This is a genomic window from Maribacter sp. 6B07 (genome assembly GCF_002700155.1).
Taxonomy (GTDB): Bacteria; Bacteroidota; Bacteroidia; order Flavobacteriales; family Flavobacteriaceae; genus Maribacter; species Maribacter dokdonensis.
The window spans coordinates 936,871-951,798 of the sequence record NZ_PDUT01000004.1 but is presented as its reverse complement, the minus strand read 5'-3'; the positions used below and the strand labels follow the sequence as shown (position 1 = coordinate 951,798).

Sequence of the window (14,928 nt, the reverse complement as noted above, 5' to 3'; positions counted from 1 at the left end):
TTATGAGAAAATATTGTCTTTTGGTTTTGATTTTAACTTTTGTGTATTCATGTATCACAGAGCAAAAAACCGTTGATTTATATGTAGATGTCAATGTAAATAGTTCTGGTGACGGCAGTATGGACAATCCTTTCACAACAATTTCAAATGCTTTGACCAAAGCGAAAGAAATTAAATCAACTTCTTTGAATACGCATGTAAACGTTAATCTTTTAGAAGGTGAATATTATTTAGATAAGCCTATAATGATAGATAGCTCTTTAAGCGGACTTTCCATAATTGGAGCTCATCCGGCTAAGGTAATACTTAAGGGATCCAGAAAACTAGTGGCGCAATGGCAGAAGTTCAATGAAAATATATACGTAACACAAGTGCCCCAAAATTTAAATTTTGATCAGTTAATCATTGGTGACGAACCACAAATATTGGCGAGATACCCAAATTATGATGAGAATGGAGGCTACTGGCAAGGGCATGCTGCAGATGCTATTGGTAAAGAGAAAGTAGCTACGTGGAAAAATCCCATTGGTGCGTATTTTCATGTATTACATAATGGCAGATGGGGCGGGTTTCATTATAAAATCATAGGGTTGGACGAAGATGGTACACCAAAATTGGAGGGCGGGCATCAAAATAACAGACCATCAAGGCCACATGAAGAATACCGTATGGTGGAGAATGTATTTGAAGAGTTAGATGCACCAGGCGAATGGTTTTTAGATAAGGCGAATGCCAAGCTATATTATTATCCTGCTGCTAGTATTAATTTGGAAAATGCAAAGGTTGAGGTCTCTACCCTAAAAAGTTTGATTCAGGTTATTGGTACGGCCAAAAATCCGGTTAAAAATGTTACTATTTCAAACATTGGTTTACAGCATACGGAACGTACTTTTATGGAAAAGTATGAGCCATTATTGCGAAGCGATTGGACTATTTATCGCGGAGGAGTAGTGTTCTTTGAAGGCACTGAAAATTGTACCATAACAAATAGTATTCTTAAAGATTTAGGCGGTAATGCCATTCTGGCCAGTAAGTATAATGCTAACTTGAGAATAACCGAAAATCATATCTATGATTGCGGTGGCAGTGCCATTAGTTTTATAGGTGATCCTTCTGCCGTTCGATCTCCTGCTTTTCAATATGGTGAAATAGTGCCCTATTCTGAGATGGATACCTTACCAGGGCCTAAAAACGAACTGTATCCTAGAAGTAGCTTGGTTGAGAATAATTTAATACATCGTATCGGTAGAACCGAAAAGCAAACAGCGGGTGTACAAATTGCCATGGCTATGGATATCACCATACGTTCCAATAGTATTTATGACGTACCACGGGCAGGTATAAACATTGGTGATGGTACCTGGGGCGGTCATTTAATTGAAAAAAATGATGTATTCAATACCGTACTGGAGACCAGTGACCATGGGTCTTTTAATTCGTGGGGGCGCGATCGTTTTTGGCACCCTAATAGAAAAGTGATGGATAGCATGACCTTAGAGCACCCCAAAATGTATACTTGGGATGCTATAAAAACAACGACCATTCGCCAAAATAGATTTAGATGTGATCACGGTTGGGACATTGATCTGGACGATGGATCTTCTAATTATCATATTTACAATAATCTCTGTTTAAATAATGGTATTAAGCTCAGAGAGGGTTTTGAGCGAGTTGTAGAGAACAATATTCTGGTGAACAACTCACTGCATCCGCATGTATGGTTTGCCAATAGTTTAGATGTATTTAAACACAACATTGTTGCCAAAGCATATCAAGATGTAGGTTTAAAGGGCTGGGGAGATGATTTGGACTATAATTTATTTTCTAATGAAGAAAGTATGATGAAATCTCAAATTTATAGTAGGGATATTCATAGTACTTATGGTGATCCACAATTTAAAGATCCCTCAACATTGGATTTTACCGTAACTGCGGATTCTTTAGCTTCGACAATAGGGTTTAAAAATTTTCCAATGAATGAGTTTGGAGTACAAATTCCCGCATTAAAGAAACAGGCGAAGACTCCTACAGTTCCTGTTCTTAATTCCAATAACACGTTGGTGGAAGATAAGAGTCCTACTGTAGAATGGCTTCGTAACAGCTTAAAAAGTGTAGATTCTGAACAAGAGCAATCTGCCTACGGATTAAATTCTGCGGCAGGAGTGATCGTTTTAGGAGTTTGGAACAAGAGTCCCGCGGTACAGAATAACGGACTCAAAAAAGGAGACGTGATCATTGCGGTAGAGGGGCAACCTATTTCAACCGTAAAAGATTTTTTTACCATGAACCAAAACCATCAAAATAAAGGAAGATTAGAGGTAGTGGTCATGCGTAATCAATCAGAGAAAAAACTAACAATTCAAACAAAATAATAATCAAATTAAGTAAACAACAACGACATGAAGAAATTAACTAAAATACTAACGGCATTTGTACTGGTAGCTAGTATGAATACTGGTTGTGCACAAACCAAAAAAGTGGTGCAATTATCTGATGATGAACGAATGGAATGGTGGCGTGATGCCAAATTCGGTATGTTCATACATTGGGGTGCATACTCAATAATTGGAGGGGAAAGAGGAGAGAAAATTGCAGGCGGTGGCGCAGAATGGGCCATGGATAAATTAGATTATACCATAGAAGAGTATGAGAAGTTTCCGGCAATGTTCAACCCAGAATTGTTCAATGCCGATGACTGGGTGAAAATGGCGAAAGATGCCGGTATGAAATACATTGTCATCACTTCTAAACATCATGATGGTTTTGGTTTGTGGGATTCAAAAGTATCGGATTATGATATTATGGATGCCTCACCATTTAAACGTGATATTATTAGGGAACTAGCGGAAGCTTCAAGAAAGCAAGGCATTAGATTTGGTGTATATCATTCCATAGTAGATTGGCATCATCCTCAAGCACAAGGCAATTTATTTCCAAACTATAATGCAGGTCAAAAAGACCAGACCGTGGTTAATCCAGAGTTTCCTCAATACTATAAAAATTACCTAAAGCCACAGGTAAAGGAATTGCTTACCAATTACGGCGATATTGATATTGTTTGGTTTGATGGTGATTGGATCGCCGATTATACCACGGAAATGGGTAAGGATATGTACGGGTTTATTCGTGAAATGCAACCCAATACCATTATAAACAATAGAGTGGACAAAGGACGAAAAGGTATGGAAGGCATGGATCGTGAAGGTAATTTTGCAGGCGATTTTGGTACACCTGAACAAGAGATACCAGCAACCGGTATTGCTGAAGATTGGGAAGCTTGTATGACCATGAACGGTACATGGGGCTACAAACCAGACGATACCAAATGGAAAAGTAGTGAAGATCTCATTCAAAAATTAGTAGATATCGTATCAAAAGGGGGGAACTTCTTATTAAATATTGGTCCTGATGGTTACGGTAGGTTTCCATCACAAAGTATTAGAAGGTTAAAAGCATTGGGTGAGTGGACAGATGCCAATGGCGAGGCAGTTTATGGGGCAAAAGCTAGCCCATTTGATATGCCGGAGTGGGGTAGGTATACCTCAAAAGATGGCGTTATTTACGCACACATTTTCAATTGGCCAGAAGATGGAAAGTTGAAGTTGAACAAAGCAATTAAGCTTAAGAACGCTTCTATGTTGACGAATGCAGCAACATTAAAGACTCAATCTGCCGCAGATGGTATTGTTGTAGAGTTGCCAACAGAAAAACCTGATTCAGAGGTAATTGTTTTAAAACTAGAGATATAGGTAATTTATTTAAACGGATCATTGATCTAAATGGTGTTTTAAAAGCTAGGATTAGATGACATAAGGGTTATGTTAAGATGAAATCAAGAATTGTATTTGGGGTTAGTCTAATTATCCTGTCTTTAGGATGTACTAACCCTACAACACCAGAATTTGATATAAAAAATGGACTTATGTCCGTTGAGGCATTTGTATCCAATTTAGAGAAATCATCTTATGCCAAAATTTACAGGTTAAATGAGTTTAATGCCGGTTTAAATAGTTATGTAAATGTCTTTGAAGAAAAAGCAGAGGTAAGGTTTATTAACAGTAGCACCAATGAAGAAGTAGTTTTAGTTGAAGATGTAGAAAATGAAATTTACTTGCCGCCGCTAGATTTTGTTGCGTTAGAAGGTGATACTTGGCAGTTATATGTAAGGTTGCAAAATGGTACAGAATATACATCTACACCAGAAACAATGTCCAATGTTGTACCTATTGTTAACTCAACCGTAGCATATGATAAAGAGCTTGAGTTTGTGGCTAGTGAAGGCAAATTTGTGCCCGGCCATCAAATTACTGTGAACGTAACTGATCCTTCAATAAAAGGTAATTATTACTATTGGACATATAGAACCTTTGAAAAGAATACTATTTGTGTTTTTTGTCCAGAGTATAATTTTTTTAGGGATGGTATGTGTGTTGAATATACAGATCCGGAGAGGGCACAAAATGTTCCGCCATATTTTACCTATTTCTGTGAATCTGATTGTTGGCAAATACGCTATAATAATCGAGTCAATATCTTGGCAGATGAATTTATAAACGGTAGTACATTTGAGTTACCGGTAGCAAATTTGCTTTTATATAATAAGAGTAAGATTTTAATAGAGCTTCAACAGTATTCAATTTCTGCTTCAGCCTATAAATACTTTTCGGTTTTAAAGGATATTGTTGATGACAGTAATGGGTTAAATGCTCCGCCTCCAGCGGCATTATTGGGAAACATCATTAACCCAAACGATGAAGAAGAGGTTGTTTTAGGAAGGTTTACCGTTGCGGCAGCATCGTTGAATAGAATTCTTTTGAGTCGTGACGGAATTGAAGAAAACGAATTGGAACCTTCAATTATTCCTTTACCCGAAAGCGCTCCAATACCGGAGGATCGTAGGGTATATGAAGCACCTTGTTATGAAGAGTCTCGTTATTTGACTTATACGGAACCAGAAGGATGGAATTAGATTCTAAAATCTACTTAAAAATAACTGAAGTATGAAAACAACTTTTTCATATCTACTGTTTTTAGTATTGTACATCACAAGTATCAATGTGTATGGTCAAGATTTTGACCTAACTATAAAATTAAAGAACAACCTTACCAATGAACCTTTGCCTAATGCCAATATTTTTATCATGCCCTGTTCTTGCGGAGGAGCATCAAACGAAAATGGTGAGTTAACCATCAAATTAAAACAAGGTGAATATACGGTAAGAACCTCTTATGTAGGCTTTAATGAAAACTTACAGAATATAGTACTGGAAGAAGATACGATCTTGGAAGTCTTTCTTGAAGAAGAAAATGAAGTATTGTCGGAAGTTGTGGTAAGGGCGAAAAAAAGAAACGAATTATTGGAATCACCACAAATGGGTGTATTGCAGTTAAACGCTCAAGAGATAAAAAAAATGCCTGCGGCTTTAGGTGAATTTGATGTTTTAAGAAGCGTAACCCTAATGCCGGGAGTAAATAATTCAGGGGAAATAAGTAACGGAATTTCGGTGAGAGGAGGGTCTTTAGATCAAAATTTATTGTTGTATGATTATGCACCGGTATTTAATCCTACTCATTTATTCGGTCTATTTTCTGTTTTCACGCCCGATGCCCTTTCCTCTGTGGATATTTACAGAGCTAATATTCCTGCAAGATATGGCGGTAGGTCAACGTCCGTATTGGATATAAAAGTGAGAAATCCGTATGTAGATAAGTTTAAATTATCTGGAGGGGTAGGTTTGGTATCTAGTAGACTAACCGTTGAAACACCACTAGTTAAAGATAAATTAATGGTCATGGCTGGCATACGTGCCGGATTATCGGATTTTTTATTGCCCATATTCTCAGAACGCTTAAAGAATACAAAAGCTAGGTTTTATGATAGTACCATAAAGCTTTTGTACCTACCTACAGAAAAAGATCAAATTTCATTCACGGGTTTCTATAGTAAAGATTTTTATCAACTTGATTTAATTACTAAGGTGGAAAACATCAATGCTGAAAATAATCAGTATGATTTTAAAACGTTGAACGGTACACTTAATTGGTCACATACCTTCAATGAAAAGGTAAGTTTAAAAACCATTTTTGTTGCAAGTAATTATTCGCCAAAAAACATTTTTCCAGAATTGGAGAACACCAATGAAATAGAATATAAATCTGGAATACATTATTTAAGCCTAATTTCTGAAGTATCAAAAAAGGTCTCTGATAAGCTGGATTATTATACGGGTGTACAACTAAATAATTATAAGATCAATCCAGGAGAATTGGATCCTGGTTTATCAAACGGCGTATTACCGGTAAATCTTCTTGAAGAAAACAGTTATGAACTATCGGGCTATGCTAATGCGAATTGGAAACCTAAACGTAATTTGACATTATCTGCAGGATTACGCTACAACTATTTTCAGTTTAATGGACCGTATGTTCTTAATAATTACGATGAAGCAGGGGAAGTGGTCATAGAAAGTAATTTTATTGAGAAAGGTAAAAAAGTAAAGTCATACAATAATCTAGAACCTAGATTGGGTGTTAATTTTAAGATCGATGAAAATACTTCTGTCAAAGCAAGCTACGCAAACGCAAATCAGTATTTACAGAATGTGTACAACAGTACAACGCCCTTACCAACATCTAGATGGAAAACTTCAGATAGTTTTATAAAACCACAAAGTAGTAATGCCTATGGACTTGGAGTATATAAAGACTTAAAAAATAATGAAATTGAGGTAGGTGTAGAAGGTTATTTTCGAAGTTCTAAAAACAATTTGACCTATAGGCCAGGAGCAGATTTCTTTTTGGCAGAATCTATAGAGCAAAGTGTAGCCCAAGTAGAAGGAAAAGCATATGGTGTAGAACTGAGTTTTAAAAAAAAGGTGGGCAATGTAAACGGATGGTTGAATTATACATGGTCTAGAAGTTTGTTAAGGTCAGATGAGGAGAATCTTTCAAACAGGATCAATAATAATAATTGGTTTAGTTCAGATTTTGATAGACCTCATATAATTAATGCTTCGGTCAATATCATTGCTGACAAGTATAATACAGTAAGTTTTAATTTTACGGGACAGACCGGTAGGCCATATACCATTGCAAATGGGGTCTTTGAGTTTGAAGATATTAATGTTCCTATATTTTTGGAACGTAATAATGATCGGTTGCCAACGTACCATCGTTTAGATTTTTCATGGAAGGTAACTTATAGTAAAAAGAAGAATCCGCGCTGGGTGGGAGATTGGACGTTTACCGTTTATAATGTCTACGGAAGAAAAAACGCGTATAGTAGATTCTACTCACAGCGAGATGGTAATTTAGATAAGGATTTTTTCGGGGGATTTCCTTTAGGCTCTTACCAGTTAGAAGTATCCAACAGTCCAATTTTGGCACTTACCTATAACTTTACTTTTCAGTAGAAAAACAACATGTAATTTGACGGTATTTCTATAACGTACCCTATCTATTTGTTTACAATTAAATATATCTCCGGTTTGCTATATTCCCTGAATTGCAATGAATTAAAGGTTGCGCATCATAATTTATACACATTGAACTATGATTTAAGCCATTTTTAAGTAAAAAAAGTAACATTGCTATAGCTATAAGAGTAGGGCTTGTAGTTGATCATAAACAACAAGATTATAAGAATTTTTTAATGCGAATATGGAAGAACGTAAACGACATATAGTATATGCACTTATTTTGGTTTTATCACTCATCATTTTAAATTCCTGTACGGGTCAAGAAAAGACAAAAGTTAAAAAGTTGGATATCAAAGCTTATTTGGATCTTGCTGATAAAGACACTATTTATCCTACTGACAAGCAATTGGCAATGCTTAAAGAAATAATGCCAAGAGAAGCATTTCAGCCAGCACCTAAAATATCGAATAGGGAGTATTGGAAAGGTATTGCAGAAACGAGCTCAGGTAAAGAATACTTGTCGAAGGCATTGGAGCTTTTAGATAAAAAACCCGAAGTACCCATTACGGACAGTATTTATAGACTTGCCAATAAAGAAGGTAACCGGGGTATTTACAAACCAAGGTATTACAGAACTATGGATCGTTTAGAACGCTTTATTCTTGCAGAATGTCTGGAGAACGAAGGACGTTTTTTACCACAGATCAAGACATATAGCAAAGCTATAATGAGTATGAAATCATGGTTGCACCCTAATCATGATGATGATGAAAACGGAGTTTTAGAAGGTAGGCGAATATCCATAGACTTGGGTGCACGAAAATTTGGGGGTGTACTGGCATTGGCTGAAAATTTGTTGGAAGATAAATTTCCAAAGTCATTACAAGATGAAATTCATAAACAGTTGCAAAGACGTATTACGGATTCTTATTTAAAAAGTACAAAGTATTTAGATGAGAATAATAAGTGGATAAAGAGTACCAGCAATTGGAATTCCGTTTGTACCAGTGGCACGGTGTTGACCACGATCACCAGTTCAGAAAGTTATGAGAAGCGTTTGGCAACAGTAGGTGCTGCGCTTAATAGCATGGCGTATTATTTAAGCGGTTTTGGTGATGATGGGTATTGTTCAGAAGGTTTGGGATATTGGGGTTATGGCTTTGGGCATTATTTGTATTTGGCTCAAATATTACATGATTATACCAATGGAAGTATAGATTTATTTATTTTCAATAATGCGGAAAAAATGGAGAATGTTGGCAATTTTCCCGAAGGATTTGAAATTCAGAAAAATGTTTGTTCTCCGTTTTCAGATGGGGTTTCATCCATCTCAAGAAAGGGTAGTAATTTCGCTGATATTTTATCTGCAAAGCATTATGGTGCCATTCTACCGACCGAAATAAGAATGGAGGAAGCAGCAGAGCAATTGATCGCTTGGCAATACCCTGAAATGTTTCAAGTTGTTGAAAAATCGAAGTCATCGGAATTACCTGATCATACATACTTCAATGATTTTGGAATGGTCATTTCAAGGGGAAAGCAAGAAATTCCATTTTCAGTTGCCTTTAAAGCAGGTCATAATGCCGAAAATCACAATCATAGTGATGTGGGTACGTATAGCCTGGTATTGAACAATGAAATTATAGCAGGAGACATAGGTGCGCCATCATATAGGGCAGGATCTTTTTCTCCGGATAATAAAGCCAGAAGTTCTTGGGGGCATCCCGTACCCATGGTCAACAACACCTTACAGTCTAACGGAATTGAATTTAAGGGAATTATTACGGAAACAGATTTCAGTGATCAAATAGATAAGGTGGTTATGGATATTTTACCTGCCTATGAATTACCAATGTTAAAAACCTTGGAAAGGACGGTAACAAATAATAAGTCTGGCAAAGGCACCATTATTATTGAAGATCATTTTGTAGCAACGGAGCCTGTTAGTTTTGGATCGGCAATAATGACTTTAAACGAGTATGAAATTGTAGATGGTAAAACCGTTATTTTAAAGACAGCCAACCAGCAAGTAAAAGCCGAGATTAAGGGCAAAGGTTTTGAATTTCACATTAAAGATGAAAAAGTACCAGTGGAACATTTAAGGGAAGGTGGTCCTGCTTATAAAATTGGAATAGAGTTTACTGAACCTAGTGATGAGGGAATTCTGACCATCAAATTTACACCAATATCATAATGCGAAATAGACTTTTAGTGATTTGCTGTTTTCTCGTTTCTATAGTTCATAGCCAAAACAATATTTTAGATAAATTGGGTGTAGCACCAGTTGAAGGCGGACTCATTATGGAAGATTATTGGGTTTGGGGAAGTTCTGTGATAAAGGGAGAAGATGGAAAATATCATATGTATGCTTCAAGATGGCCAAAATATTTAAAGTTTCATCCTGGGTGGATGATCGCTTCTGAAATTGTACATGCAGTTTCAGATTCAGCTGAAGGTCCTTATGAATTTAAAGATGTAGCGCTTGGAGCTAGGGGTGCACAGTATTGGGATGGTAGGTCTTGCCATAATCCAAAGATTGTGAAATATAAAGAGCATTATTTGCTCTTTTATATGGGCTCTACCCATCCGTTTGAAGAGTTGACAGAAGAAAATTCAGATGCGCTAACATTAAATAGCAAATGGTGCATAGCCGGTAGATGGGGTAAAAGGGTAGGTTTAGCCACTTCTAAGAGTCCAAATGGACCATGGAAACGGTTAGACATTCCAATACTAGATGTAAAACCAGATTCCTTTTACAGCTATATTACTTCAAATCCTTCGCCATTGATTAAAAAAGATGGTTCTGTGGTATTGTTATTTAAAGGTCGAAGCTATAAAGAAGATAAAATTACGCACACTGACCAGTTTATAGGTGTGGCTACGGCAGATTCTTTTGACGGTAAATATAGCGTTGTTGGTAATGAACCACTTTTCTCGGTAGATAAATTTGGGGAGGTGGAAGACCCACACATATGGAGCGATGATAATGGTTTTCATATGATAGCGAAAGATATGACAGGTGCAATTACAGATGGGTATCATGGTGGAGTGCTAGCACATTCTAAGGATGGAATTCAATGGGCATTGGATAAAAATCCCTTGGCATATACCAGAGAAGTAACTTGGAATAACGGACAAACTATTGAGCAAGGTCAGTTGGAAAGACCGTTTGTTTTAGTTGAAGATGGAGCGCCAACCCATATTTTCTTTGCCACAATGGATGGTCCAGGAGGATTTGGTAATGGTACAAAAACATGGAATATGGTAATACCACTAACAGATAATAAATAATACACACATGAAATTAATAGGTAAGGTTCTATTTCTATTATCGGTTTTTTCGATAACAACATCGTTTATGATCTATGTTGTAGATAACCAACAGGAGGTCATAGAAGTACAAACACTTTCTGAATTCAAAAAGTACTTGAATAAGGACAATGTAAAGGTAAAACTGGCAGCAGGCAATTATCAGATAGATGATGCTAAGAAAATTAGGTTTATGGAGTTTACAGGTAATAACAGCTACTTTGACCTTACTGGGGCAAGATTTATGGTCGATACAAAATTGTTTAGTCGTAATGATCTAGAATCTAGTAATGATGGTAATGACATGTATTGTGCCATTGAGGTTTCTGGTAAAAATGTCACGCTTGAAGGTTTGTATATTGAAACCTATGGAGATACACCAGGTAAGCAGAGCAAGAATAAAATATTCAATGTAGTTGGTGATGATGTTACCCTTAAAGATATAGAAATCCGTACGGCAGGATCTAGTCCATGGGGCTATGGAAGTTTATATGGTTTAGGTGGGGGTGATGTTCGAAAAATGAACGGTATTCGTGTAGGTTATCCCGCAAAAAATGCAAAATTAATAGGTTGTAAAGTCCATATGAGAGCCATGGGGCATGCCATCTTTTTACAAGGTGCAGAGAATACGTTGATAGAAGATTGCCATGTAGACGGTTTACTTAGAACAACAAATGCCATTCTTAAGGAAACTTCAGGTTATCTTTTTGATAGGGATTTTTACGCATTAAAGCCAAAACATGAACATAAACCCGGTTATGTTGAAGGAACCATTATTGGTAGAGATGGCAAAATTCTGCCAAATGAGATTATTTCTTTAAGTGAAGACGGAATCCGAATGTATCCGGAATACAACGGTCATAAAACCTTGAATACAACAGTAAAAAATTGTACGGTTACGCAAATGCGAAGAGGTATTTGCACGGGTTTAAGCACATCTGGCGATAAAATTATTGATTGTGTGGTACGCAATTGCGTAGCTACCGGATATAACATAGGTAATGCAGATACAGTAATTAATTGCAGTGCAGATGCAAAATATGCAGAAGCATTTTGCGTACCCTATACAGATGCCAAAGGGGCTTATGTAGAAATGAATATTTTAGATAGCAGAAATGGCTTAGCCAATAATCTATTGGCGAAAATTAATGGTACGGGGCATGAAGTAATAATTAAAACTGCAGACCCAGCTTACATACCAGAAAATTTAGAGATAAAATTATCGGTTTGGGAGGGCTATGGCAACTTCAATAAAAATTCGGTCATGCATGCCACTGATATCAAATTAGAGAATGAAACTACAGCGAAAGTTCTTTTATTTCCTGGTACCAAAAATCCCGAAATAAAAAGTGAAGGTGAAGTGGTTAAGGTTTCAAAATCCAAATAAAATTCGAATATGTTTACAATTATTAAAAGGCTGAAAATTAAAAGTAGAGCAGTAATATGTACCTATGTTCTAATAGGATGTATCTCAATATCTTTTGCCCAGAGTACTGAAAAGATACCACTACCGACCAATTTAGAACAAGGCTATCCAAGGTTGTATATTACTCAAGACGAGAAAAAAGACCTTCAAAAAACCATTAAAAAAGAAACCTGGGCAAAAGAGGTGTTACAGGGCATTCATGATCGAATTGATACTCATGTAAAGCGCCATCAATCAGATCCGGAGTGGATGGTTTCAAGACTGCAAATGCATTGGAAAACCAAGGCGACCAACATTTATGTAAACGGGGTAAATTATTCACATGCCGATGGTGAAGCACCGGTGCCTACGGTTCGTTTTGTAGGAGCAAGAGATTATACCACTCCCTATGGTAAACCTAATTTAGAAGATATTTTGCCTTATATGGATGACCCAAGGGGATTGTATTTGCACAATAGAAGTAAAGAGGGCAAACCATTTGAGTGGGTACACCCTGCTAAGACCGGTAGAATTATCTACTCGATAAACGAAGAAATAATAGGTCTTGCACGTGATGCCGCCTTCATCAATTGGTTAGAAAATAAAGAGGAGTATGCTAAATTCTCGTTCGATGTTTTTCATAAATATATGGAGGGCATGTCATATAGAAGTGAGCCTATAGATTTGTTGAACGGTCACATACAGACCCTTGTAGGTTTTACTAATTTTCAGGTAATACATGAAAATGTTCTAATTGAAATAGCTGAACTCTATGATTTTTTACATCCGTATATAGAAGCAAAACATCCGCAGCATATTGCCATGTACGATAAAACCATAAAACGTTGGACAGACCAGATCATAAAGAACGGTGTACCACAGAATAATTGGAATTTACACCAAGCAAAAATCATACTGAAAGCAGCAATGGTTTTGCAAGATGACCGGTTTTATGAAGACAAAAAAGGCAGGGAATATTACATAGATTATATATTGAACGTAACCTCTGCACGTCAATGGTCATTGACCAAATTTATGGATTATGGTTATGACAAGGAAAATGGAGTTTGGGCAGAATGTCCAGGGTATTCTATGGGTGTCACCAAAGATTTAACGCACTTTGTGGAAGACTTCAATAATACGTTTGATCATAATATTTTACCATACATGCCCATAATGGAAGATGCGGTAAAAATGCTGCCACAGTATCTATTTCCTAATGGGCAAACGGTTGCCTTTGGTGATAGTTATTATGGTCCGCTGAGTTCAGAACCAATGAACGATATGATCCGTATTGCCCAGAAAAATAATAATACAAAGCTAGAAGAGGAATTTACGGCATTGTATCGCCTATTTGCGGATAATAAAGCAGGGCAAAAGAAAAAGCCAAGAGCCAATATAAGTTCGTTCTTTGCCAGTAAACCGTTAGAAATCAATCCGAAATATAAAAAAGGAAATTTGGACGATTATGTTACCCAAACCTTTTATGCTCCTAATGTAAGTTGGCACGTACAACGCATGGGTAAGGGCAAAAACGGAATGATGGTTTCTTTAAATGCATCACTGGGAAATCACATGCATGCAAATGGAATTAACATGGAATTGTACGGAAAAGGATTGGTGCAAGGTTCTGATCCAGGTAAAGGTGCTGGCTATTTACAACCGGTGTATTTGGAGTTTTATTCTCAATTTCCGGCACACAATACGGTCATGGTAGATGGTGTATCATCCTATACCGAAATGCTCAGCTATCATGCATTTGATTTGATGGGGCAATACCCAATTTCAGGACAGAAAGAGGGGTATTACAAAGGTATTACCTATTCTGATGTCTATTTCTTGGAGCCCGAAACGCGAAGCGACCAATCACGTTTGGTAAGTATCGTAAAAACAGGTGAGGAAACAGGATATTACGTTGATATTTTTCGCTCGAAGAAGCAACGCAAGGGTGATAAATTTCATGATTATTACTACCATAATTTGGGTCAGACCATGAAGGTGATGGATGCGGATGGAAACCCCTTAACACTTTTACCCAGTGAGGAAATGGGCTTTGCGGGCGGACATTTGTACGCGCTAGATTACATGTGGGATAAAAAATCCGTAAAGTTAGAAGACGACTATCAAGCCGAATGGAAAATAGATATGCCAGATGGTGAAGATGATATTTTCATGAACCTTTGGATGAAAGGTACAGAAGGTCGTGAGGTATTCTCCATTAAATCACCACCTAATAAAGGATTTAAGGGTAACCACGGTTTACCATATGATGTAGATAAAGCCCCTTATTTAACGTTGACGGCAAGACAACATGGCGAGGCTTGGGAGCATCCATTTGTATCGGTATATGAACCTTTTACGTCTTCCAAAGGAAAAAGTATAGAGAAGATTTCAAGTTTTGAAGACCAAAATAACAGTAAAGGTTTTGTTGGATTAAATATTACACATACCTCTGGAAGAAAAGATTTGGTGTTCTCTACGGTCAATAATCAAACAGCAACTTATGGTGAAGTAAGTACAAATGCTACGTATACATTGATTGGTACTGAGAAAAATGAGAATGTAGTCTTGTTTATGGGCAATGGTACACAATTGAAAACAAAAGATTTAGTGATTGCTTCAGTTGAAAAAGGTAATGTGGTTTTAGAAAAGAAAGATGGTAAACTGTATTTACATAATGAAGTTCCTGTAAGTATTACCCAAAATGGCAAAAGTCAACAGTTCAAAGTTGGTGGTTTTAGGGCAGTTGATATTGAATAGTATAAAAATTGTAGCGTAGATATTTAAAGAAGTCAA

At 36.8% G+C, this 14,928-nt stretch carries 8 protein-coding genes; all 8 read left to right on the top strand.

Translation table 11 applies throughout. The features are described from left to right. Positions 1 to 2 precede the first annotated feature (2 nt). Positions 3 to 2,372 carry a PDZ domain-containing protein gene (locus CSC80_RS18275; protein WP_099193344.1) on the top strand — a complete coding sequence of 790 codons (2,370 nt, stop codon included), beginning with the start codon at positions 3 to 5 and terminating at the stop codon, positions 2,370 to 2,372. 27 nt (positions 2,373 to 2,399) lie between these two features. After that, positions 2,400 to 3,749, top strand: a complete 1,350-nt coding sequence (locus tag CSC80_RS18270; RefSeq protein WP_058105391.1) for an alpha-L-fucosidase — start codon at positions 2,400 to 2,402, stop codon at positions 3,747 to 3,749. 77 nt (positions 3,750 to 3,826) lie between these two features. Continuing rightward, entirely contained in the window at positions 3,827 to 4,969 is a 1,143-nt protein-coding gene (locus CSC80_RS18265; protein WP_099193343.1) for a DUF4249 family protein, read from the top strand. Positions 4,970 to 5,000: 31 nt separating this feature from the next. Then, the gene (locus CSC80_RS18260) at positions 5,001 to 7,412 is read left to right on the top strand and encodes a TonB-dependent receptor (protein ID WP_099193342.1); all 2,412 of its coding nucleotides are present in this window, start codon (positions 5,001 to 5,003) and stop codon (positions 7,410 to 7,412) included. A gap of 247 nt (positions 7,413 to 7,659) precedes the next feature. Further along, entirely contained in the window at positions 7,660 to 9,612 is a 1,953-nt protein-coding gene (locus CSC80_RS18255; protein WP_099193341.1) for a hypothetical protein, read from the top strand. Beyond that, positions 9,612 to 10,709 (top strand): glycoside hydrolase family protein, encoded by a 1,098-nt coding sequence (locus CSC80_RS18250; protein WP_099193340.1) that lies wholly within the window; start codon positions 9,612 to 9,614, stop codon positions 10,707 to 10,709. Before CSC80_RS18255 ends, CSC80_RS18250 begins: the two co-directional genes overlap by 1 nt. A 7-nt stretch (positions 10,710 to 10,716) precedes the next feature. Next, complete coding sequence (locus tag CSC80_RS18245) at positions 10,717 to 12,114, top strand: right-handed parallel beta-helix repeat-containing protein (RefSeq protein WP_143751769.1); 1,398 nt, start codon at positions 10,717 to 10,719, stop codon at positions 12,112 to 12,114. A 9-nt stretch (positions 12,115 to 12,123) separates the two neighbouring features. Further along, the gene (locus tag CSC80_RS18240) at positions 12,124 to 14,892 is read left to right on the top strand and encodes a hypothetical protein (protein WP_201796652.1); all 2,769 of its coding nucleotides are present in this window, start codon (positions 12,124 to 12,126) and stop codon (positions 14,890 to 14,892) included. Positions 14,893 to 14,928 lie beyond the last annotated feature (36 nt).